The sequence below is a fragment of the Pedobacter sp. P26 genome, assembly GCF_050632135.1.
Taxonomy (GTDB): Bacteria; Bacteroidota; Bacteroidia; order Sphingobacteriales; family Sphingobacteriaceae; genus Pedobacter.
Genome location: NZ_CP192574.1, coordinates 3,083,425 through 3,107,382, shown reverse-complemented (window position 1 = coordinate 3,107,382; position 23,958 = coordinate 3,083,425). Strand labels below are relative to the sequence as shown.

Below are 23,958 nucleotides of genomic sequence, written 5' to 3'. Positions count from 1 at the left end.
TGTTATTATTGTTAAAGTTTATTCCAGTTATAGGTTAGCCCAAGTACATACGATCGACCATAACTATATGGAACATCGCCACCTATGCTATGCGCCCCGCCAGTAGCGGTTGAAGTATTGCTGAGTTGTGTAACATTAAAAAGGTTTTTAATACCAGCATTAATGGTTAAAGATTTAAACAGATTTTTGTTCAGCATTAAATCTGCAGTATGGAAATCGCCAATTTTTGTCAGTCTTACTGAGTTGGGATCGTTTTCTATAGTAAGTTTATAGTTTGGTAAGCTCCCCGTATATTTATAAAAGAGGCTGATACTCCCATTTATTTTCGGAAGCGTATAAGTTATATTCGAATTTACTTCCGTAGCCCAAGCAAATTCTGGAGTTTCCAATTGTGGATTGCTCACCCTTAAATCATTGTATCGGCCGATATATGATACACCCAGTGTAGCTTGAATATTTTTATAAATCAAGGTATTATCCAATGTACCACCAGTAGTTTTATATTTTTCTACGTTAAATAGTGAGGTTATAGTGTTATTTGTAGGAGACTGAGCAAAATTTATCCTGTTTTTAAATAGATTATAAAAAGCCGATAGGTTAGAGCGGAATTGCAAATCTTTCTCATGTATGCCTGACCATGCCAAAGAACCATTAAAACTATTCGATTCTTCTGCTTTTAAATTGGGATTACCCAAAATATTATGACTGGCATCTACAAAATCATAATACAATTCCCTCAAGGCAGGTGAACGAAAACCTTTCGCATAAGCCAAACGCAGATCTAAATCTTTTGTTAAAGTAAATTTGGTATTTAATGACGGAATTACAGGTGGAGCATCGTAAATGGAATTTTTAATAAACCTCAATCCTGGCCTTACTCTTATTCCACCGGTAAGTTTAATCTCGGCAGAAATAAACGCTGCATAATCATTGATGACCGGCGATCCGTTAATTCTCTGTCCACTGGCTGCATCTCTATTGTATTCGATTCCGGGCTGAAATACAATTGATTGATTCAATACGTAAATTGCAGTGGCCCTAAAAATAGCTGAGTTGAATTTTGCGATATCCTGTTCGCCCTGATCCACGCTTAATCGTTCTGTGTTGTTTGTAAAATTATGGATAACAGTATGGGTTGATCGTTGTAAATCGGTGTAACCTCCTATAGCTGTAACCTGTAATTTATCATTTACCCTCCATTCGGACTGCAATTGTTGCGTATAACGTTTGGTCGTGTACGTGGACAGCTTCCCTTCGAAACTTGATGGATTTATTCCAAAACGCGAATCAATATCCTCGTTTAGCCCATCTAAACGATACCATATATTGAAATTTTGATTTCTATAACCGATTTTAGTATTACCAAGCCATTGCTCCTTAGGCTTCCATTGATTTTTATGGCTGTTAAATTCTTCTAAAAATGCTGTTTTTGGAGCCATATTCCAGCCACCGAAATCGTTATGTGATGCACCAAGCAAAACACTCCAGCCTTTTTGCTGCCAACTAATACTCAGATTCTGATTATGCTGACCCGCACCATGGAGCAGGTTATATTCTTTTCCAGCTGTCTCTTCCTGTACACGCACATTAACGCTTAACAATGGCTTTCCGGGATTTTTGGTTATAATATTAATTACGCCGGCCAGAGCATCAGTACCATATATAACAGACATCGGGCCTTCTACAATTTCAATCCTTTCAATGGTATTAACGTCTATCTGATTTAAACTTTCGCGGGCATCCGATCGATCTACCATAGGTACGCCATCCAATAAAATTTTAATATTCCTGCCAGTCATTCCCATTAAAGAAACATCAGTTGTGCCTAAGGTTAAATCATTGCTAAAACGAAAACCGAGTTCGGTATTTAAAATCTGCTGTACATTGGTTGCTGCTCTTAACTTAATCCGTTCTGCACTTATGGTTTTTACATTGTATACCGAATTTTTCAAAGTCTGCGGCCCGTACTGTCCCGTAATTACTACCTCTCTCAAATCATTTGCCTTTGCTGTATCCATTTTAATTTCCTGAGCCACAGTAACAAATCCATAAAGCGATAAGGCAATTGATAAATATATCTTCATTTATTTAGACTAATTATAAATAATTATGCAAATTTGTAGATATTCAATAAAAGCAGATAACGTTAAACGGATAATTAATACCGCTAAACGGATTAAATAAATATGGAAGTTAAACTCTCTACCTATCCAGAAGGAAAAATTATTTATGAGCACACCTACCCTGATAATTTTGATGGTATTAAAGATGTAGAGGAGATGGTATCAGAGTTAAAAACAGCTCATGCCAACTTGCGTATAAACCAAAAGTGGTTTAGCGGGATTCATATTGCTATTGTAGAAATTGGCCCCCAAGAGGAAGAAAGTTTTAGCTTTGAATCTTCCCAACAGCATATTGGCTTTCTATTTTGTCTGAGCGGCACAATTAATTATTATAATAACAGGCACCAAAATAATTTTTTATCACTGGCTAAAAACGAGCAGGACTTTAATATAGGCAGGGTTAATTCGATTAAATTTAATGTAGTAGAGAAAACCAGTTATCTTTATATACAGCTCACCGAACAATATTTCTGCCAGGTAACAGGAGGAGAACCTGGCTATGAGATTAAAACAACCATCCAAAAATCCACCAGCCCGGAAATTGGTTTGATACTGCAGCAAATTATTTACCCCAGACACGAAGCTAGATTAAAGCGACTATTTTTGGAGGCCAGGATATTTGAATTGATTATTGCTTATTTTAATCAAAAACAAGAAAAACAAACAGGCATAATAAAAAAGAATGATATAGAAAAAATTCTAATGGCCAAACGATTGGTTGAGTACGATTTACAAAATCCGAATTCATTAATGGAATTATCGCGGAAGGTTGGTATTAATGATTATAAACTTAAAAGAGGTTTTAAGGAACTAACGGGATTTACTGTATTTGGCTATCTTTACAAGATCAGGATGGAAAAAGCCCATTATTTTTTATCCAAAGAAAAGAAAACTGTAAATGAAGTTTCTTTTCTTGTAGGCTATAAAAATGCACAACACTTTATTACTGCCTTTAAAAAGCAGTATAATATTTTACCAGGAAGTTTAAACAAAAGCCAGTAATTCAGCGCAAACGTTTGTTTATTCTTTTACTTCATTTATAATCAGATCAGACTCTACGATGGTATTGTAATAGGCCTGGTTTTCAGAATTAGGACTATGAATAAGATCTAACAGGATATTGGCGGCTTTCTGTCCCTGCAAATATGGATATTGCTCTACTGAAGCTACAGGTGAATTATCTAAGTAGCTGATAATAGGCAAATTTGCGTAACTCACTATATCAAAATCATTAATTACATTTAACTTTTTAAAGTATCTGATCAGAAACAGCGCTACATAATCATTAAAAGCAACGATAGCCGTTGGTTTTCTTTTGTGGTTTAAAAACTGTTCGGCAGCTTCTATTGTACCTTGTTCGGTTAAATCACAGTTTACTACTAAGGATGCATCGAATTTTAACCGGTTAAAAGTAATTGCCTGTATGTAACCATCCCTGCGCTCCTCACTTGCATATAAAGTATTAGGGCCGTTAATCATTCCAATACTTCTGTGTCCCTTTTTCAATAGATAGTTTACAGCTTTTACTGTTGCACTTTCCAGGCTACAAGCAACATAATGCACGTTTTTTAATGGCGGTATCCGGTCAAAAAATACAACTGGTATATTAAATGAATTAAGCTTTTCGAAATGATCAAATTTAGAAGTGTCTTTACTGATGGAAACCAATAAGCCATCTACCCGTTGATTTTTCATTTTCTCAACGAGCTTTACTTCCTGCTCATAATAATCGTGTGATTGTGCAAAAATTACCGTATAGTTTTTCTTAATAGCTTCATCTTCAATTGCAGAAATAGCGATGGAGAAAAAGTGCTCTGACAGCTCTGGTAAAATTACACCAATAGTATACGTTTTCCCTTTTTGAAAAAGAATAGCTGCATTATTGGGCTCATAGTTTAGCGACTTCGCCAGCTGCTTAATTTTCTCTCTCGTAACCGCTCCAATGCTCGGATGATCGTGCAATCCCCTGGAAACACTGGATGGAGAAATGTTTAAGATTCTGGCTATTTCTTTGATGGTTGTTGGTTTCGACTGCATTCTTGAGTGCTAAACTACATTAAATTTCTTTAATACTTAATAATACAAATTAATCAAACGTTTGCGCTATTTTTTTCCTCATTTCTTTCCGCTGTTATATAAATATCAATAATTTCGAAAAACTAATGGCGCTACTAAACTACTAAACCTTTACAATTATAGGCTTATCGAAAAATTAGCCATAGCACTTTTAAAGGGGTTCAATGCATGATAAAGTTAATAAGAATTGCGTTCACCTCAACAAATTTTTAATGAAACTTGTTTTATATACAATCTCATTTAAACGAAAAGACGAGAAGTGTTCGTACCACTCCTCGTCAAATTGGGTTATTTTCCTGCAAGCAGGTACAAAAGTTATCTAAGCTATATGTTTAACCCTTCCCAAAGGTATAAAATTTAGGGATGTTTAAATAGGGTTGTGCTTATTCTAATTGTTTAAGTTTATAGCAATGCTTTAACAACTTGAGGCATTGCCATTCAAATCTCTAAGAAGTAATCCATGCGTCATATATATCCAAAGCATGTTTTTTTGTAAAAGCATATTCATTACTTTGCTTCACTTATTAAATAACATGATAGCCTTATATATTGTACTCGTTCTCTTCATCACATTTTTAGTCATTACCAATCTTCCGGTTTTTGGGCGTTTGCCAAAAGGATTACGGCTGGAAAAAATCCGCCACCTAGCTAATTATCATGATGGTGCCTTGCAAAACCAGTCCTTAACGCCAATGCAACCTGATGGTGTTAGCTTTTTTAAGGTTTTAAGCGCATTTCTGTTCGAAAAACATCCAAATAAGGCTCCTCATGGAGCGCTTCCTTATACTTCACCCGACTTAAATGGCAGCCCTAAAAGCGATTCGCCTGAAATTATCTGGTTTGGACATTCCTCTTACCTGATCAAAGTAGCTGGTTTAAGAATTCTGGTTGATCCTATATTTAGCAAAACACCCTCTCCATTTTCATTTATCGGGAGTAAGGCTTTTTCGGGCACCGATGTACTAAAAGCAGAAGAATTTAAAAATATCGATATCCTGATTATCACACATGATCATTATGATCACCTTGATTATAGTAGTATTTTAAAAATTTCGCCAGAAGTTAAAACCATTGTCACTTCACTTGGAGTAGGTTCACATCTGGAGCGATGGGGAATTAAGAAAGAAAACATAAATGAACTGAGCTGGAACGAATCAATAACATTGTTTAACAACTTGCAATTAACAGCTGTTCCGGCGAGACATTTTACCGGGAGAAAGTTTAAAAGGAATCAAACGCTTTGGTCAGCCTTTGTACTGAAAACTACAAACTACCAGCTATTTTTGGGGGGCGATTCCGGATATGATACACACTTCGCTAAAATAGGTGAGGAGTTTGGTCCCTTTGATTTAGCCTTACTTGAGTGTGGGCAATACAACGCCTATTGGCCATATATCCATATGTTTCCAGAAGAAACCGTACAGGCCGCAATTGATTTAAAAGCAAACATTTTAATGCCTGTACATTGGGGTAAATTTAGCTTAGCCATGCATCCCTGGAATGAACCTATTAAAAGAGTTGTTTTAGCAGCAGCAGAGAAGCAGCTTCCCTTAGTTACTCCAAAATTGGGTGAAACCGTAATCTTAAACGAATATTTGCCTACGGAAAATTGGTGGCTGACAGAATAAAAATTAAACAATAATTGTACTATGGTGTTTAATTCTAAAAATCAAATACAATTATGAAAACTGATCTTGTTGAAATTTTTCAGACCATTAGAGCCGGAATACAACCATACGCCAGCCGCGGATATACGGTACATGAAAATTCGGAAAACGGGTATGATCTCTACAGTGAAAAAAATATTGAATTAAACGGCGAAAAAGTGACAGAACGCTTTTTTACAGGTGTTTATATTAACGGTGATGCTGTAGAAGTTAAAATCAATACGGATGAATTTTCTGCAGAAAATCACGATTTACACAATTTTGGAGAAAATAAAGCAGGTTTAAAAATTTCGAGCCTTGATGATACCAAATTAAAAGAAGTAGAAACTTTAGTGGAGATTATCCATACAAACTTTAAAGAAAAAGAATGGATTTAAAAATATGATGGTTAAATTTGCAGCAGATAATTTATTCTGAATAACTTTCTACTGATTGAACAACTTAATTTCCGAAGATAACTGGCACCATCAATTTAGTTTAGCACTTGCTCATCATAAAATCGGGTACTTTTTTTATCTAGAAGATGGATTTCAGTTGTTACGGATTAATCATCAATTGATCATCCACCTGGTTAGTTTAAACCATAAATTTATCCCACGCGATCTTATAGGTTTACAAAAAAATATCAGCGCATAGATACGAAACTCATTCACCTATGGGAAGATCTCTGGCTATCAAAACCAGATCAGGTTTTGGCGAGAATAAAATCTCTGCTTGGTAAAAATATTCGTATTCATGGCAGGAAAACCAAAGTATTCAAGATTACCAAACCTGTTGCTGATTCTTTTTTAATTGAAAATCACCTGCAGGGATCTGTAAACAGCCGTTATAAAATTGGTTTATTTGAAAAAGATGAACTCGTGGCTGTTGCTACTTTTTCGGCACTGCGTAAAATGAATCATACCGAAAATTATAAATCTGCAGAACTGATCAGGTTTGCAGTTAAAGCGGGTTATTCCATTACCGGAGGGTTAAGTAAACTGATTTCCTTTTTCGCTGCAACATATCAACCTAATGACCTGATGACTTATGCAGATCGGGACTGGTCAGCAGGAGAGGCTTATATCAAATTGGGTTTCAGGCAAACCGCCGTTTTGGAACCTCAGATTTACATATTGGATGAAAATCTAAATCGTCAGCTTAAAAAAGATCAGCAGGTTTTTGCACAAGAGGTATATCATACAGGAAGTTTAAAATTCATTCTCCAGTTTTAATGGATCAGCATAACCTCATTATCATTTTAGGCGCAACTGCCTCTGGCAAAACCAGGCTGGCCGTAAGCATAGCAGATGCTTTAAATGGAGAAATCATTAGTACCGATAGCCGTCAGATATTTAAAGGAATGGATGTTGGCACAGGAAAAGACTTGCAAGAATATCATATAAACGGCAAAACCATCCCTTATCATTTAATCGATATTTTAACACCTGGCGAGCGTTATCATGTAGATGCTTTTAAAAATGATTTCTATCAGGCCTTTGAATCTATAACAAAAAAAAACAAAATCCCTATCCTTTGTGGTGGAACAGGAATGTATATCCATAGCCTTCTGCAAAATCAAACATTTACTGCTGTTCCCGTAAATCAACAGTTGAGAGATCAACTAAATTTATTATCGAAAGAGGAATTGATTTTAAAATTGCAAAATGATAAAAGCCAGGAAACCGGCCATGTTGATCTATCCTCTAAAAAGAGATTAATCCGCGCATTAGAAATAGCAGATTATTTAAAACATCATACACTGGAAACAGTAGATCGCCCGGAAATTAAACCGATTATTTTTGGATTGAAGAATGAAGTAGAGGTGACCAGAGCTAAAATTTTAGCCAGATTAAACGAAAGATTCAATGCAGGCTTAATTGAAGAAGTAGCACAATTACTTAAAGAGGGCATTAGTAAAGAAATACTGGTTTTCTACGGACTGGAATATAAATTCATTGTGAATTACCTGGATGGATTATTAACTTTTGAAGAATTAAAGCTGAGACTTGGTACTGCTATTTGCCGATATGCCAAAAGACAAAATACTTTTTTCAGGAAAATGGAAAAGGACAATGTGGAGATTATCTGGCTGGATGCATCTGCATCAACAAACCTGTTAAAACAGTTAATACTTGAAAAGGTTTCAGTTGCTTCAAATTAACTTTATTGGTCATCTTAAGGTTGTCTTATCGCTTAAATTATATTAAAAAAGCCCTTTTGGCACAACCTTTGTATCTGTTGAAGATATTAGTTTAACTCAAAAACAATATCTTAAAAATGAAAACAATTACTAAAATTATTGCTACTTCAGCAGCTGTCGTGGCTTTATTCTTTACTACAAATGCTAACGCGCAATCAAGTCGGAACTTAGGAATAGGATTAAATGTAGGAGCGGGAACATCAACTGGATATGGTTTAGTGTTAGGTGGTGATATCAGATATCAATTTAACGTAGATAAGCAATTATCAATTCCTGTAACTGCGGGCTATAATAACTTTTCTAGAAAAGACTCTTACGGAGGTGGAAGCTTCGGCATAATTCCGGTTAAAGCAGGTGCAAAATATTTCTTTAATGATTCGGGTGCGGGTGCTTATGGCCTTGCAGAGTTAGGTGCTGGTTTTGGTACAACTAAAGGTTCTGGTACTTCATTTGTTTATTCTCCGGCAATTGGTTATGCATGGAGCAATGGTTTAGATTTAGCTGCTAAATACGAAGGTTACTCTAACAATGGTAGTATTGGTTTTGCTGGCATTCGCTTAGCTTACGGATTTAGCTTGTAATCATCCTGCTAGATAATATTTAAAGCCCCGACTTTGGTCGGGGCTTTTTTATTTCATAATATTCTGAAAAAAATGAAAATTTGAAAATCCGCCATAGATATTTTAACGTATATAAATTAAATCCTTAATTGATAACTTAAAATATCTTAAAATGAAAACAGCTACTAAACTTTTTGCAACGACTTTAACGGCTCTTGCAATTTTAACCACTTCTAATTTAAAAGCGCAAACAATGGGTTCCACCGAGCCAATGACTACCGGAAGCGGAATGGCTTTCAAAATCGGCGTAGGTGTAAATGCTGGATTATTTCCAGATCGTTCGGAAATGGATTATGGTTATGGTGCAGATGTAAAACTTCAGTATGATTTAAGCCCGTATGTAGCTGTTACAGCTTCCGGCGGTTATACCCGTTTAAAATGGAAAGGCAGCCCGCTAAAATTCGAATTTATTCCGGTAATGGGTGGTGTGAGGGTATTCCCAATTGAAAGAATGTATCTGGCTACCGAACTTGGTTCAGGTTTGGCCATAAAAGAGGGTGCCAACATGAACTTTATTTATACCGGTGGTTTAGGTTACGAATGGAAAAACGGTCTTGATCTTGGCGTAAAATATGAGGGGTATGTAAATAACAGCGCTTCCGATCTTTACTTCATGAAAACCGGACAATTTAACCTGAGACTGGCTTATAATTTTAAATTATAATTAGAACATCATTTAATTTTGGAGTCCCGATGAAAATCGGGACTTTTTTATTTATTTACCATTTTAATTGCTATTTTGAGCCGAAAACCAAATACAAATGAAAAGAATATTCGGACTAGTAATACTTACCGCTTTAATGGCCTGTAACCAGACAGACAAAAAATCTGCAAAAACTAAAGATTCAATAAAAACAGATTCGGCATCGGTTAAAAATGAGGTTTCTATAAAAGACAAGCAAAAATCTCAAATCTTTAACCAATATGTAGATTTAAAAAATGCACTCGTAAAATCAGATTCTGCCAGTGCACAAAAATCGGCAGCAACGTTACAAACGAGTTTGGCTGCCTATAAAGGTTGCGAGCCTACTGCAGCTGTTTCAGGGAAAATCGCTGCAAGCAAGAATCTCGCTTCGCAAAGAAAAGAATTCACTGTTTTAAGTGCCGATTTAATCGCCTTGCTTAAAAATGCAGAAATAGAAAAAGGCACGATATATGTTCAACATTGCCCTATGGCGAATAAGGGAGACGGAGGTGATTGGTTATCAACCGAAAAGGAAATTAAAAATCCTTACTATGGTAACGAGATGTTAGAATGTGGTAGAGTTGCCGAAGAGATTAAGGCAAAATAAGGTGCTAAAACGGGTTTAATTAAGCATGATTGTTACGTCATTTTGACTAATTATTCATATTAATTTAACAGATTTGTTATGCATGTATATTAATTTTATATAATTTAGAAAGCTATAAACATAATACAATAATATGTCAGATATTGCAGAGATAAAAGTTGATGGTAAGACAGTAGAATTGCCAGTAATTACAGGAACAGAAGATGAAAAGGCCATTGATATTTCGAAATTAAGAGATCTAACAGGCTTTGTAACTTTAGATACTGGTTTTAAAAATACTGGTTCTACAAAAAGTAAAATCACTTTTTTAGATGGTGAAAAAGGCATTTTAAAATACAGGGGATATTCTATTGAAGAGCTTGCGGCAAAATCGAGTTTTTTAGAGGTTATTTATCTGATTATCTATGGTGATCTTCCTACGCAAACTCAATTAGAAGGACTGCAGGCCGAAATCAGTAAACATACACTCATACATGAGGATATGAAGAAATTTTTTGATGGTTATCCATCAAGATCTCATCCAATGGGTCAGTTAGGCTCCCTGATCTTCTCATTGTCTACATTCTATCCTGAGTGCTTAAAGCCAAATCAAACCGCAGAAGAACAAGATTTAACCATCATCAAACTTTTGGCTAAATTTCCAACCATTGTTTCTTTCGTTTATAAAAAATCATTAGGTCATCCACTGATTTATCCAAAAAATAAATACGATTATGTAACCAATTTTCTTTGGATGACATTTGGACAACGTACCGAAGATTACGACGTAAATCCGATTGTGGTTAATGCCATGAATAAATTGCTTATTTTACATGCAGATCACGAGCAAAACTGTTCAGCATCAACCGTTCGTATTGTAGGTTCTTCTGATTGTAATTTATATGCTTCAATTGCTGCCGGTATTGCGGCACTATGGGGTCCACTGCACGGCGGTGCTAACCAGGCGGTGATCGACATGTTAGAGTTGATTAAAGCTGATGGCGGTGATACAGAGAAATGGATTGCAAAAGCGAAAGATAAAAATGATCCATTCCGCATGATGGGCTTTTGGGCACAGGGTTTACAAAAACTTCGATCCAAGAGCTAAAATTATTAAAAAAGCTTGTGATGATATTTTAGAAAACCTGGGCATTGATGATCCGATTTTAGAAATTGCTAAAAAATTAGAAGAAGCGGCTTTAACCGATCAATACTTTATCGACCGTAAGTTATATCCGAATGTAGATTTTTATTCAGGTATTATTTACCGCGCATTAGGCTTCCCATCCGAAATGTTTACTGTTCTATTTGCTTTAGGGCGTTTACCAGGATGGATTGCACAATGGAAAGAAATGCACGAAAACAAAGAACCGATAGGTCGTCCACGTCAGATTTATGTAGGCGAAACTGACAGAGAATTTGTTGAGATTAAAGACAGAAAATAATTCTATAAAACCCATAAAAAAACCACCCGAGTATCTTGGGTGGTTTTTTTATGGGTTCTATCCGTCATCTCGACTGGAGCAAAGCGAAATGGAGAGATTTTTAAAGAACGTTTAAGTGGATAGTTCAAAGATTTCTCCGCTACGGTCGAAATGACGATACAATTTTAGGTAGCTACGTAATAAATCAGGTTAATCATCACTATTTCCGATAGTTTAAAAGCTACTGCATACAGGATCAATATCCAGAATATTTTAAAAATTGTGCTCCACGTTTTGCGTTGATAAAAAATGGTAAGTGCCTTAAACATATACCAGAACAGAAATATGGTAACACCCACCTCAATAATTTTGCTGACAAAAGAATCTTCCCCAAAAACATGTTTCATTACCGGCTGAGTGATAATGGCGACGATAAAATAAACCATCATACCATGGATCGTAAAAATCAGGTGATCCAGATAGTAGATGTGGTTTTTTCTGAAGTTTAGCATAATAAACCAGGCCAGCAATGGCATCAATAAAAAATATTGCTTCGGGCGGTTATGCTCCAGAGTTTCCTGGATGACCTCAGATTTTTCTCCAAGTGTGATTGACCGCTTTTTAATCAGTCTATCGTACCAGCTATCTTGTTTGGAAACAGGCAGCTTTTTCTGTCTCAAAAGATAAGCTGCATAGGTACTATCATTCCTTTCGATGTGAATATCATTATATTCATCGATCATATCAGTTAGAGAATCAGACTTTAGTTTAGCATTTTCTGCATTAAGTCTATTTAATTCTTTCTCCTGATCAGCAAAACCAAGTTTTACAAATTCCTTCTTCCTGATTGCTTCGTTAATCGATCTTGTAGCTTTATTTGCAATTTCTTTAGATATACCTGTAAGCTTTAGTGCTTTATTTACACTATCTGTAACATTTTCATCCTTTTTCTTTTCGATACCAATATGTCCATTATCGGGGTCTTTTTCTACGTGTTTTGGCGAATACACCACCAAAAAATATACTATGGAAACAAAAATGTACATGCTTACCGGATTAATGTACCGGGCTCTTTTACCAGCCAAATAATCGAGCGTTACCTGCCCAGGCTTTGTTAAAAGAGGAGAGAGGGTTTGAAAGAATTTATTGTCGAAGTGAAAGTAATGTGCAATACTGTGGCTGATAAAAGCCCAGAAACTTTCTTTTAATTCTAAATTTGGCTGACCGCAATCACTACAATAATGTTTCTCAACATGAGCGCCACAGTTTAGGCAGTTGTGTTCTTTTCTATACTTACCAGCTGACATTGGAATAAATTGGAATTATAAATGATTAATAGCTTCTACTTCTGCCCGTGTATGTTTATGCTTAAATATGACCACAAAAACGACTGCAATAACAAGTACGTAAATGGTAAAAGTTAACCAGATGTTATGCCAGTCCTTTACATCAAGGGCCCTGCTGAGGTTTCCGTCAGGCAATACATCAATTCCTTTATTTTTAAGAAATTTAAGTAAGTGTACATTGTCTTCCTCACTTTTAACATATTTGGAGAGCGAAGCAATCGTACTGTAATAAGTGGTAAAGAAGCGGCTAATCATCCAACCTGAAACCAAACTGCCAAACACGGCACCAAAGCCATTAGTCATCATCATAAATAAACCCTGTGCAGAAGAACGGATTTTTGGCGCAGTTGATGTTTCAACAAACAGCGATCCTGATATATTAAAGAAATCGAATGCCATTCCGTAAACAATACATGAAGTAATGATCATCCAGAGGTTGGTTGAAGGATCGCCATAGGCGAATAAACCAAAACGTAGTACCCAGGCAAACATCGCAATTGCAATTACCCATTTAATGCCAAATCTTTTCAAAAAGAAAGGAATAGCCAGAATAAAAAGTGTTTCTGATACCTGCGAAATTGATAAAATGATGGTAGAATATTTAATGACAAATGATTCTGCAAAAACGGGGAATAATTTAAATTCATCCAGAAAAACATCACCATAAGCATTTGTAAGTTGCAAAGCAGCTCCTAAAAACATAGAAAAGATGAAAAACAACGCCATTTTGTAATCGGCGAAAAGCTTAAAAGATTCGAGTCCAAGTTTCTGTGCAAATGTTTTTTTATCGCTGATTAAATTTAAAGGCTTACAAGCAGGTAATGTAAAAGCATATATGCCCAATAATAAGGCGCTTATACCTGCAATGTAAAACTGGTTGGCACTGGCCTTATTACCCGTTAAATTGGTAATCCACATGGCAGCAATAAAACCAATGGTACCCCAAACCCTGATGGGCGGAAAATCTTTTATTACATCGAAATTGCCATTTTTTAAGGTGGTGTAACTGATCGAATTGCTCAGGGCTATGGTTGGCATGTAAAAACACATGGCGACCAAGATTACCCAAAAAAAGTATGCGGATCATTTACCTGTGGCAGGTAAAACATGGTTGCTGCGTAAAGTAGATGCAAGATGGCATAAAGTTTTTTCTGCGTTAATCCATTTATCGGCTAAAATACCGGTTATGGTAGGCATAAATAGTGATGCAATGCCCATCGTAGAAAAAATGATTCCAAAATCTGCACCATCCCATTGTTTGGTTCCAAACCAATAATTTGCAATTGTAATTAACCAGGCAGCCCATACAAAGAATTGCATGAAACTCATTATAGTTAAGCGAAACTTAACATTCATAATAATAATTTAGTTTGAATGATTGAAAGTAAAAGCTGAATATAGAACTATTTTAAATGATAATCCAAAATGAACCTAAATTATTTAAAATAATCCGGCTCATTTTAGAATTTAGCTTTTACAGAGGGGATTCGAGAGAAAAAACCTGACAAATTTTGAGCGGATAAACACTTTATATACCACAACACTAAGATGTTCCGCGCTTATTCAACTCATCTCTTAATCTTGCGGCCTTTTCATAGGCTTCTTCGGCAATGGCTTCCTGTAATTTTTGTTGAAGTTCCTCCAATGTTAAATCACCAAAACCCTGTTGCTGGGTTGAGGTAGGCAGGCTATCTGCTTCGGGTTCTTTGGCAATAGAATCCATATTTTCAAGAAAAAGAAAGTCATTACCTTCTATCACGATTCCGGCAGAAGCCAAAATAAATTCGTAGGTATAAATCATGGCATTAAACCGAACGGCCAAAGCAATAGCATCAGATGTTCTGGCATCAACTTCATGTGTATTTTTACCATCACTACAGATTAACTTTGCGTAAAAAACGCCATCAACCAGATTGTATATAATAATTTCCTTAATATCGATATGAAAAGTGTCAGCCATTGATTTGAATAAATCATGTGTTAATGGCCTACTAGGAGTCATTTTCTCAATTTCTATGGCAATGGCCTGCGCTTCAAATGCACCAATAATAATTGGTAAGCGACGGCGTCCATTTACTTCTCCTAAAACAAGGGCATAAGCGCCAGATTGAGTCTGGCTGTAAGATAAACCTACAATATCTAATTTAACTTTTTTCATATTTGTTTTCCAAACCTCGCAGGTCTAATTCGGGTGATAAGTTTTTTTTCGGTCTCATTGAAGGCTATCGCCATTTTAAAACCTGCGAGGTTTAAAGGTTTATTTTATGCTTTATGTGCTTTTAATGCTTCAATTAATTTTGGTACCACTTCAAAAGCATCACCAACAATACCATAATCGGCCACTTTGAAAAAAGGAGCTTCCGGATCTTTGTTGATTACAACAATCACTTTTGATGAGCTAACACCCGCCAAATGCTGGATAGCACCTGAGATACCAATAGCTATATAAAGATTAGGGCTGATAGCAATACCAGTTTGACCAACGTGTTCTGAATGTGGTCTCCAGTCTGCATCCGATACCGGTTTAGAACAAGCTGTAGCTGCTCCCAATAAATTGGCAAGCTCTTCGATCATTCCCCAGTTTTCTGGTCCTTTTAATCCTCTGCCTGCTGATACTACCAGTTCTGCATCCGGTAACGAAACTTTATCAGTAGCCCTTACAATATCTTTAATAACTGTGGCTAAGTCTGATTGTTTAATATCAGCAGCAAAGTTTTCTATAACTGCATCGGTTGCATTTTCTTTAACACCAAATGCATTTGGATTTAATGCAATTACTTTATTAGCCGATGTTAATTCGGTAATGGCGAATGCTTTACCTGAGAAAGCCGTTTTTTTAACCGAAAATTTACCATCAGTACCAGGTAACTCAACTGCACCATCCGCTAATCCCGCTTTAAGTTTTACTGCAATGCGCGGTGCTAAACCTTTACCAGAGAAAGAGTTAGATAAAACAACGATATCAGCACCTTCTTTTTCGGCAGCAGTAGCAATAACACTTGCATAAGCCTGATTTACAAAGGTTTTTAATTGATCGGCAGTTACATTTAATACTTTTGATGCACCATATTTACCTAATTCCTTTAATTCGCTGTCGGCTACATCGCCAATAGAAATTGCTGTTAAATTAGTTGATTGTTGATCGGCAATGGCTTTGGCATAAGATACGGCTTCAAAAACAGATTTCTTAAATTTTCCCTCAGCTTGTTCTACATATACTAATACTGACATATAATTTATTTCCTTAAAAGGATTTTAGTAAAATTTAATTTTTTATTTATTTTAAAAGTCCCCTTCAGGGGATTTAGTGGGTTAGATTACTTTAGCTTCGCTGTGTAACAAGCTGATCAACTGTTCTGTTTGATCGGCAGGAATTAATTTTACCGTTCCACGGGGAGCAGGAGTTTCGTATTTAGTTACTTTACTTACCTCTTCAATAGCAATTGCATCAACAACGGTTAAAGGTTTTGTTCTGGCGCTCATGATACCACGCATATTCGGAATTTTAGGTTCTGCCACACCTTCAGCGCAACTTGCGATAAACTTACCGGAAACGGTTAAAACTTCTTTACCACCTTCAATTTCTCGTTCAATAGTGGCTGTATCTCCTTCGAAAGTTAATTTTTTGATGATGGATACAGATGGAATATCTAAAAATTCGCCAACCATAGCTGCAACCTGATTACCATTGTAATCAATAGATTCGCGACCGGTTAAAATAACATCAAAATCTTTGTCTTTAGCGTATTCTGCAATTTGTTTAGCCACGAAATAAGCATCTCTCGGGGCTGCATTTACCCTAACTGCATCATCGGCTCCAATGGCCAGTGCTTTTCTGATGGTCGGATCGTTAGCTGCTTCGCCAACATTGATCACAGTTACGGTTCCTTTTCCACCTTCGCTTAACTCAATTGCACGTGATAAAGCGATTTCATCATAAGGATTAACAATATATTGCACTCCTGACGTATTGAATTCGGTATTATCATTAGTAAAAGTTATTTTTGTCGTCGTGTCTGGCACGTTACTGATACAAACTAATATTTTCATATGTTAATAGTGGTTTTTATTGCTATGAACGTTCCGGAACTAAAATTGTTTAGCTGCTGATCGGTTCATATATGATATCATTATTATATAAGGTCTTTCTGCAAATTTAATTAAAAAAGCAAGGAAATAAAATGTCATCCACCCGTTTAAGCAAGTTATTAGAATTTTTAGAGAGTGATGCTAACGACCCATTTATACTATATGCCTTAGCCACAGAGTATAACAATCTAAATGATAAGGAAAAAGCTTATTCTTTTTACCTTCAATTAACCGATAAACATCCTGATTATGTAGGAACTTATTACCATTTAGGCAAATTATTGGAAAAAGACGGGGAAAAAGAGAAAGCAATCGAAACCTACGAGAAGGGGATGCAAGTGGCCCGAAATAAAAGAGATATGCATGCCTTTTCAGAATTACAGGGCGCTTATAATACTGCCGCCGGATTAGATTATGAAGATGATTAAGCCATTTATCAGTTGTCAATTTTCAGTTAACAGTTATTAGCTTTGAATTAATGCAAACCAAACCCATCGCTGCCAAAAAGCAGTGGCTGTTTATCCGGAATGTAATTTTTTTTACTTTCACTTCTTTTGGCGGGGCGCAGGCACACCTTGCTTTGTTGCTTAAATATTTTGTTCAGAGCGCCAAATTTATCTCAGAGGAAGAACTTTTAGAGCTGAATGCACTGGCACAGGTTTTACCCGGACCAGCATCGACACAAACCCTTGTTGGGATAGCCTGGAAGGTTGGAAAACTTAAACTGGCAATTATCACTTTCCTGATCTGGATATTGCCTACTGCAACCATAATGACCTTTGCAGCAATTAGTTATGCTTTACTTGATCAAAAACAAAAGTTTAACGATATTTTAGAATATATCCAGCCCATTGCTTTAGGGATTGTAGCTTATGGCGCATGGAAACTAGGCAAAAAGGTTTTATCCTCTCAGGTTTCTATATTCCTGGCCATTGCTTCGGTTATTGTTACATTAGTTTTAAGAAATGCTTATGTATTTCCACTTTCTATATTGATCGGCGGAATGATTTCTTCAGCCATTGAAACGCCGAAGGAAGAAACGGAATTGAGGGTGAAACTTTTTCGAACATCAACCCTAAAAAAATGATCTACTTTTTAGGTGCTTTGCTGTTATTCGCCTTGGTAGGTGCCATTATCAATAGAACATCGCCCTTTAGTTTACCCATCCGTTTACTCGAAAACTTTTACCGTAACGGAATATTGGTTTTTGGAGGCGGACAGGTGCTTGTGCCTTTAATGTTTACTGAGTTTGTAGAGATGAAACACTATTTGCCTTCATCCGGATTCTTATCGGGTTTTGCATTACAGCAAGCCTTACCTGGTCCAACATTTTCTTTTACCAGTTACTTAGGTGCATTAAGTATGAAGAACTTTGGATACGGATTATGGGGGCAGATTTTAGGCGGATTAATTGGCGTAATCGGCATTAACTTACCAGGACTCATCCTTGTTTTATTTATTGTACCGTTTTGGGACGATCTGAAAAAGATTTCCAGAATCCGTCATAGCCTTTCCGGAATTAATGCCGTTAGCGTTGGATTTATTATTGCGGCTTTTGTGCTACTATTAATACCAATGGGCTTTAACTGGGTGTTTTTAGGGATTATGATCGCTACATTTTTATTGTTAAATTTTACTAAAGTTAGTCCACCTGTTATTGTATTAGCAGGTATATTAATTGGATATTTATTTTAGTAATAACAGATGAAGGTTTTGAATCTTAACTATAATTTGAAAAGCAATTACAGTACTATATAAGTTAATGTAGTCCCGCTATCACTGCTGCTCCGATGAAGAATCGGGAGCATTCGTTTTATCGGGTTTAGATTGATTGGCTTTCTGCTACCAGGCCAGTTTTTTTGTGCCAGTACCCATAGTTTTGCTTTTTATTAAAGTCGAAATACTTTTTTGCTATGACTACGTAGTTTATTGCAGAAAAAAGAACATGAATGACAGGGGAATTTAAATGAATTAATACATTGCGTGGGGTCGTCATTCCCAACTTGATTGGGAATCTTAATGCCATAAGCCTAGAGATTAAGATTCCCGCCTGCGCGGGAATGACGATCAATCTATTGAAGTCTGTCGCCCCAAGAGGAATAATTATCTCACAAAAATCATATCTATGACATGAAGATTTTGGAGCATTTTAGGTCGTGTGGGATTTTCTAAAAAGGTGGATCATCATCATTATAATCATCCATTTTTGAAGGACGGATAATGACATTGCTTTGTTTTTCGAAATCCTGAGATGGATACATTCCAGCAGACGGATCTGCAGCAAATGAATTTGGCGGAGCATTAAAATCATCTTCCAGATCCACGAACTTCACAAATTTACCAACGAATTTAAGCGGTACAATTCCGGTTTCACCGTTACGGTGTTTTGCAATAATCACCTCACCAATACCAGCCTGCGATCTTCCTTGCTCATCCTCGGTAATACCATAATATTCAGGACGATATAAGAACAATACCATATCCGCATCCTGTTCAATTGAACCCGACTCACGTAAATCGGATAACATTGGTCTTTTTCCCTGTAAACCTGGTCTACTCTCTACCGCACGACTTAACTGCGATAGGGCCAGTACCGGAACATCAAGTTCTTTAGCAACTGATTTTAGCGCTCTCGATATACTACCAATTTCCTGCTCACGATTACCACCGCCTTTTCCTTCGCCTTTACCATGCATCAACTGCAAGTAATCGACAATTACCAGTTGGATATCGTATTGTGATTTTAACCTTCGGCATTTTGCCCTGAATTCAAAAATATTTAGTGCAGGTGTATCATCAATTAAGAGGGGAGCTTCGGTTAAGCGGCCAATTTTACTGTGTAACTGCTGCCATTCCCATTCCTGTAAATTTCCTTTTCTGATTTTTTCCTGCTCAATTTCTGCTTCTCCAGAAATTAAACGATTCACCAGCTGAACCGACGACATCTCCAGTGAGAATACTACGGTTGGTTTTGCAAAATCGACGGTGGCGTTCCTCGCACAGGTTAATACAAAGGCCGTTTTTCCCATCGCCGGACGTGCAGCGATAATTACTAAATCTTGCTTTTGCCAGCCACCAGTTATTCTATCTAATCCTGTAAAACCTGTTGGTACACCAGTTAAACCATCTGTTTTGGTACGGAGTTCCTCTAGTGTGGCTAACGATTGTTTGATAATATCGTCCATTTTTTGCGTATCCCTACGCAGGTTATTCTGGGCGATTTCAAAAAGCCCTTTTTCTGCCTGATCTAAGAGATCAAAAATATCAGTGGTATCTTCGTAGGCATTTGTAATAATTTCAGTCGAAATTCTGATCAACTCACGCTGAATGTATTTCTGAGAAATAATACGGGCATGAAACTCAATATTCGCTGCAGAAGCAACGCGATTGGTCAAACTCGTAATGTAATAAGCACCGCCAACTATTTCCAGAGAACCTAAAGTCCTTAGTTCAGCGGTTACTGTTAAAATATCAACTGGTCGCGATTTTTGAAATAAAATATGAATCGCTTCAAAAATTTTCTGATGGGCAATGTTATAGAAAACCTCTGGCTTTAAAACATCAATTACAGCAGAAAGTGCATCTTTTTCGAGCATTAGTGCCCCAAGAACTGCTTCCTCAAGATCTAATGCCTGAGGGGGAATTTTCCCCTGTGAACTTATGGTATTACTTAACCTGCTTTTTCTTGCAGTCATACTGTTCTTTCCGCCTTGTTCATTATCGATACTCATTCCACAAAAGTAATTAAATTTTGATGGGGTTGCTTGAATTAGTTACTAGCTGTTTGTTAACAAATTGAAGCATAATCAGATTAAATTTTATTGCATTTGCGACGCTGTAAAAATTTTTAAACAATTAAATGTTAATAAGGAGTACATTGATTAGGGCTAAAACATTTTATTTGAATACTTTTGCCTAACAATTTCGAAACATGGATAATTTTAGAAGACCGCAACGCGCAAAAGAGAATAACGAGTTTGTATTTGGCATCAGGGCCGTAATAGAAGCCGTTAAAGCAGGAAGAGATATTGAAACCATTTATCAGCAACGCGGTTTGGGCGGGGAACTTTTTCTAGAGTTAAAAGCCCTTCTAAAAGATACCTTAATTCCATTAAACTCGGTTCCGGTGGAGAAGCTGAACCGCATGTCGCAGAAAAACCATCAAGGTGTAATTGCAGTAATTTCTCCAATTACCTATCAAAACATTGAAGACATTGTTCCTGCTGTTTTCGAAAAGGGCGAAGTTCCATTAATTTTGGTTTTAGATAGTGTAACTGATGTCCGCAATATGGGGGCAATAGCGCGTACGGCTGCTTGCGTGGGTGTTCACGCCATAGTTGTTCCATTAAAAAATGCGGCGCAAATTAATGCTGATGCTATTAAAACGTCTGCAGGTGCATTATTTAGCATTCCGATTTGTCGCCATGCCAACCTGCACAAAACCTGCTTGTTTCTGCAAGAAAGTGGCCTGCAGATAGTGGCTTGTACTGAAAAGACCAGTGATTTTATTTATGCACCAGATTATACCATGCCTACTGCCATAGTAATGGGTTCAGAAGATGAAGGAATTTCTAATGATCTGTTAAGGGTAGCCGATCATTTAGCTAAAATACCAATGGCTGGTAAAATCGAATCATTAAATGTTTCGGTAGCTGCCGGAGTAATTTTGTATGAAGCAGTTAGGCAGAGAACGGTTTAATGTTAGATGTAAAAGGTAAGAGGGTTTATGGAATTAATATAGATTAGTGCTTTCCATGGGTGCATCATACTGAGGATTAATTTATTTCATAAAATCAATATAAATGACAGTATAATCGACGCCTAAAAATCCCTCGAGTTACCGTCATTTTGATCGGAGTGCAACGTAGTCGAGAACCACAGAGTACTCAGCGAAGCTAAATCTAACTAAATAGATCTCTCCATTTCGCTGCGCTAAAGTCGAGATGACGACCTTTCTATTGGTGTCCTGTCAATGGTAATTGTTTCAGGATTTTTCTACAATAAGTAGTAAGATGGTAAAATGTAAGACGGATGATGGGCAACTATGCTACATCATCCATTTTACATCTCAACTCATCCATCTTTATATAAACTTGTTTCCAAATCTGGATTTAACCTCCGCTACAAACTCTTTAACTCTTTGCTCCTCATTTCTTGGGCAAATCATGAGCATATTATTGTTTTCAACCACAATGTAATCATGCAGCCCTTGTAAGATAACCAGTTTATCTTTTGGAACATTCACCATGCAATTCGATGAATCGAACATCAATACCTGCTCTGAAGGAATAACGGCGTTACCAACATAATCTTTTTCAGCCATTTCATAAATAGAAGCCCAGGTACCCAGGTCAGACCATCCAAAGTCAGATGGAAGCACATAAACATTCTCTGCCTTTTCCATAATGCCAAAATCGATTGAAATATTGGTGCATTGCAGATAGGCATTATTGATAAACGCCTTTTCTCCTCCATTATTCAATTCAGACTTACCAATATTAAATATTTCGTACATGTCTGGCAGATATTTTTCGAAAGCACTTAAAATCGCTTTAGCCGACCAGATAAAAATCCCGGCATTCCAAAGGAAATCGCCACTTTGCAAAAATGATTTTGCCAATTCCAAATTTGGCTTTTCAGTAAAAGTTTTAACTTTATGCAGATCTGTGTCAGTATTAAGCACATAATCAGTATGCTGGATATAGCCATACCCCGTGTCGGGACGGTTTGGTTTAATACCTAAAGTAATTAAACAGTCATTTTTAGATGCTGCATCTAATGATTGCTCAATAGACTGTATGAAGCCATCAATATCGGCAATGGTATGATCGGAAGGTGCTACCACAATGGTGGCGTTTGGATTTAGCTCCGCAATTTTTAAACTGCCATAAGCAATGCACGGTGCCGTATTTCTCATTAAAGGTTCCGCCAAAATCTGGTTATCCGATAACTGAGGTAATTGTTCTTTAATTAGGTCCGAATATATTTCGTTAGTAACGATAAAAATATTTTCGGGAGGACAGATATTTAAAAATCTTTCGTACGTGCTTTGAATAAGGGTCTTGCCTACGCCGAAAAAATCGATAAATTGTTTTGGATACTCTGTCCTGCTTACTGGCCAAAAGCGACTTCCGACGCCACCGGCCATAATTAATGCATAATAATTTTTATTCATTTTTAATTTTAAAAATTACACAATGCCTTCGTTAAGGAGATCGTGTAAATGGATGATGCCAAAGTAAGTATTTTGTTCAAGAACTAACAATTGTGTTATATTGTTTTGTTTAATAATGTCTAAGGCGTCAACTGCCAAGGCATCAAATTGTATGCTTTTAGGGCTTTTACCCATAATATCTTCGGCCTTTAAACCAGCTATAGAATTATTGTTCTCTAACATTCTTCTGATATCGCCGTCGGTAATTACACCCAATACATGGTTAGCTGAATCAACAACAGCAACAGCACCCAAACGGTTTTTACTAATTTCAATCAATACATCTTTTACAGAGGCAGTGGGGCTTATAGAAGGTTTTTCGTTTGATAAGGCTAAATCCCGTGCTTTTAGGTAAAGTTTTTTACCCAACGATCCGCCCGGATGGTATTTTGCAAAATCCGCTTCGTTAAATTCCCTGCATTCTAACAAACAGATGGCCAAAGCATCGCCCATTGCCAATTGAGCAGTAGTGCTGGTGGTAGGTGCTAAATTGTGTGGACAGGCTTCTTTTTCGAAAGAAGTATTTAAAATCAGATCTGCTTGCTCCGCTAAAAAGAATTCAACTCACCAACCATCCCGATTAAGAGATTGCCAGCTGTTTTTAACAATGGGGTAAGTACTTTAATTTCCGGCGTATTTCCACTTTTAGAAAGGCAGATGACAATATCATCTATTTGAATCATGCCCAGATCACCATGAATAGCATCTGCAGCATGCATAAAAATAGCAGGTGTACCGGTTGAATTAAAAGTGGCCACCATTTTTTGCGCAATTATTGCACTTTTTCCGATACCCGTAACAATTACCCGTCCTTTACCCTGTAAAATGCTTGATACGGCTTTTTCAAAATCTTTGTTAATATTCTTAGCAACATTTAATATTGCGGCTGCTTCAAGTTCTAAAGTGCTTATAGCTGACTGGATTATTGATTTTTTACTTTTCAAAG

20 protein-coding genes and 3 pseudogenes are annotated in these 23,958 nt (G+C 36.7%); 13 read left to right on the top strand and 10 right to left on the bottom strand.

The genetic code is table 11. From position 1 onward, the window contains the following. Nucleotides 1-11 precede the first annotated feature (11 nt). The gene (locus ACQ86H_RS14545; RefSeq protein ID WP_138821137.1) at nucleotides 12-2,084 is read right to left on the bottom strand and encodes a TonB-dependent receptor plug domain-containing protein; all 2,073 of its coding nucleotides are present in this window, start codon (nucleotides 2,082-2,084) and stop codon (nucleotides 12-14) included. 102 nt (nucleotides 2,085-2,186) lie between these two features. On the opposite strand from ACQ86H_RS14545, the gene ACQ86H_RS14540 reads away from it, so the two are divergent. After that, nucleotides 2,187-3,125, top strand: a complete 939-nt coding sequence (locus ACQ86H_RS14540) for a helix-turn-helix transcriptional regulator (RefSeq protein WP_138821138.1) — start codon at nucleotides 2,187-2,189, stop codon at nucleotides 3,123-3,125. Between the two features lie 18 nt (nucleotides 3,126-3,143). Here ACQ86H_RS14540 and ACQ86H_RS14535 read toward each other — a convergent pair whose 3' ends face one another. Beyond that, a complete protein-coding gene (locus ACQ86H_RS14535; protein WP_431295298.1) occupies nucleotides 3,144-4,160 on the bottom strand; it encodes a LacI family DNA-binding transcriptional regulator in 1,017 nt (338 codons plus the stop codon). Between the two features lie 572 nt (nucleotides 4,161-4,732). Here ACQ86H_RS14535 and ACQ86H_RS14530 point away from each other — a divergent pair. The 8 genes and pseudogenes from ACQ86H_RS14530 (at nucleotide 4,733) to ACQ86H_RS14495 (ending at nucleotide 11,384) form a co-directional block, all read left to right on the top strand. Then, nucleotides 4,733-5,827 carry an MBL fold metallo-hydrolase gene (locus ACQ86H_RS14530; protein WP_431295297.1) on the top strand — a complete coding sequence of 365 codons (1,095 nt, stop codon included), beginning with the start codon at nucleotides 4,733-4,735 and terminating at the stop codon, nucleotides 5,825-5,827. 53 nt (nucleotides 5,828-5,880) lie between these two features. Then, nucleotides 5,881-6,243, top strand: a complete 363-nt coding sequence (locus ACQ86H_RS14525; RefSeq protein ID WP_431295296.1) for a hypothetical protein — start codon at nucleotides 5,881-5,883, stop codon at nucleotides 6,241-6,243. A gap of 315 nt (nucleotides 6,244-6,558) precedes the next feature. Continuing rightward, the gene (locus ACQ86H_RS14520; protein ID WP_431295295.1) at nucleotides 6,559-7,080 is read left to right on the top strand and encodes a hypothetical protein; all 522 of its coding nucleotides are present in this window, start codon (nucleotides 6,559-6,561) and stop codon (nucleotides 7,078-7,080) included. Beyond that, a complete protein-coding gene (gene miaA, locus ACQ86H_RS14515; RefSeq protein ID WP_431295294.1) occupies nucleotides 7,080-8,009 on the top strand; it encodes a tRNA (adenosine(37)-N6)-dimethylallyltransferase MiaA in 930 nt (309 codons plus the stop codon). Before ACQ86H_RS14520 ends, miaA begins: the two co-directional genes overlap by 1 nt. Before the next feature lie 116 nt (nucleotides 8,010-8,125). Continuing rightward, entirely contained in the window at nucleotides 8,126-8,629 is a 504-nt protein-coding gene (locus tag ACQ86H_RS14510; RefSeq protein ID WP_138821143.1) for a hypothetical protein, read from the top strand. Nucleotides 8,630-8,780: 151 nt separating this feature from the next. After that, complete coding sequence (locus ACQ86H_RS14505) at nucleotides 8,781-9,332, top strand: porin family protein (RefSeq protein WP_138821145.1); 552 nt, start codon at nucleotides 8,781-8,783, stop codon at nucleotides 9,330-9,332. A gap of 97 nt (nucleotides 9,333-9,429) precedes the next feature. Beyond that, entirely contained in the window at nucleotides 9,430-9,960 is a 531-nt protein-coding gene (locus tag ACQ86H_RS14500; RefSeq protein WP_138821146.1) for a DUF3347 domain-containing protein, read from the top strand. A gap of 133 nt (nucleotides 9,961-10,093) precedes the next feature. Further along, nucleotides 10,094-11,384, top strand: a pseudogene (locus ACQ86H_RS14495) (citrate synthase). 164 nt (nucleotides 11,385-11,548) lie between these two features. On the opposite strand, the gene ACQ86H_RS14490 reads toward ACQ86H_RS14495, so the two are convergent. The 5 genes and pseudogenes from ACQ86H_RS14490 to ACQ86H_RS14470 all read right to left on the bottom strand — a co-directional run bounded on the left by ACQ86H_RS14490 (nucleotide 11,549) and on the right by ACQ86H_RS14470 (nucleotide 16,759). Next, complete coding sequence (locus ACQ86H_RS14490) at nucleotides 11,549-12,670, bottom strand: DUF3667 domain-containing protein (protein WP_431295293.1); 1,122 nt, start codon at nucleotides 12,668-12,670, stop codon at nucleotides 11,549-11,551. A 15-nt stretch (nucleotides 12,671-12,685) separates the two neighbouring features. Continuing rightward, nucleotides 12,686-14,029: pseudogene (locus tag ACQ86H_RS14485) on the bottom strand (MFS transporter). Between the two features lie 223 nt (nucleotides 14,030-14,252). Continuing rightward, complete coding sequence (locus ACQ86H_RS14480; RefSeq protein ID WP_138821150.1) at nucleotides 14,253-14,867, bottom strand: bifunctional nuclease family protein; 615 nt, start codon at nucleotides 14,865-14,867, stop codon at nucleotides 14,253-14,255. A gap of 104 nt (nucleotides 14,868-14,971) precedes the next feature. Next, complete coding sequence (locus tag ACQ86H_RS14475) at nucleotides 14,972-15,940, bottom strand: electron transfer flavoprotein subunit alpha/FixB family protein (protein ID WP_431295292.1); 969 nt, start codon at nucleotides 15,938-15,940, stop codon at nucleotides 14,972-14,974. A gap of 81 nt (nucleotides 15,941-16,021) precedes the next feature. Continuing rightward, entirely contained in the window at nucleotides 16,022-16,759 is a 738-nt protein-coding gene (locus tag ACQ86H_RS14470; protein WP_138821152.1) for an electron transfer flavoprotein subunit beta/FixA family protein, read from the bottom strand. A 131-nt stretch (nucleotides 16,760-16,890) separates the two neighbouring features. Between ACQ86H_RS14470 and ACQ86H_RS14465 the strand changes: the two genes are divergently transcribed. From ACQ86H_RS14465 to ACQ86H_RS14455, 3 genes are read left to right on the top strand one after another with little or no spacing between them, the layout of a single operon-like run. Then, nucleotides 16,891-17,226: a tetratricopeptide repeat protein gene (locus ACQ86H_RS14465; RefSeq protein WP_138821153.1), complete on the top strand. Its 336-nt coding sequence runs from the start codon at nucleotides 16,891-16,893 to the stop codon at nucleotides 17,224-17,226. Nucleotides 17,227-17,276: 50 nt separating this feature from the next. After that, a complete protein-coding gene (locus ACQ86H_RS14460; protein WP_431295291.1) occupies nucleotides 17,277-17,885 on the top strand; it encodes a chromate transporter in 609 nt (202 codons plus the stop codon). Further along, complete coding sequence (locus ACQ86H_RS14455; protein ID WP_431295290.1) at nucleotides 17,882-18,493, top strand: chromate transporter; 612 nt, start codon at nucleotides 17,882-17,884, stop codon at nucleotides 18,491-18,493. The genes ACQ86H_RS14460 and ACQ86H_RS14455 overlap by 4 nt, the downstream gene beginning before the upstream one ends. Before the next feature lie 473 nt (nucleotides 18,494-18,966). Here the strand turns inward: ACQ86H_RS14455 and dnaB are convergent, their stop codons facing one another. After that, nucleotides 18,967-20,529, bottom strand: a complete 1,563-nt coding sequence (gene dnaB, locus ACQ86H_RS14450; protein ID WP_147228789.1) for a replicative DNA helicase — start codon at nucleotides 20,527-20,529, stop codon at nucleotides 18,967-18,969. A gap of 200 nt (nucleotides 20,530-20,729) precedes the next feature. Between dnaB and rlmB the strand changes: the two genes are divergently transcribed. Next, nucleotides 20,730-21,497, top strand: coding sequence for a 23S rRNA (guanosine(2251)-2'-O)-methyltransferase RlmB (rlmB, locus tag ACQ86H_RS14445; protein ID WP_138821156.1), 768 nt, complete (start codon nucleotides 20,730-20,732; stop codon nucleotides 21,495-21,497). A 384-nt stretch (nucleotides 21,498-21,881) separates the two neighbouring features. Here the strand turns inward: rlmB and ACQ86H_RS14440 are convergent, their stop codons facing one another. Both ACQ86H_RS14440 and ACQ86H_RS14435 read right to left on the bottom strand, forming a co-directional pair. Continuing rightward, the gene (locus tag ACQ86H_RS14440) at nucleotides 21,882-22,973 is read right to left on the bottom strand and encodes a mannose-1-phosphate guanylyltransferase (RefSeq protein WP_138821157.1); all 1,092 of its coding nucleotides are present in this window, start codon (nucleotides 22,971-22,973) and stop codon (nucleotides 21,882-21,884) included. Nucleotides 22,974-22,988: 15 nt separating this feature from the next. Then, nucleotides 22,989-23,956, bottom strand: a pseudogene (locus ACQ86H_RS14435) (KpsF/GutQ family sugar-phosphate isomerase). Nucleotides 23,957-23,958 lie beyond the last annotated feature (2 nt).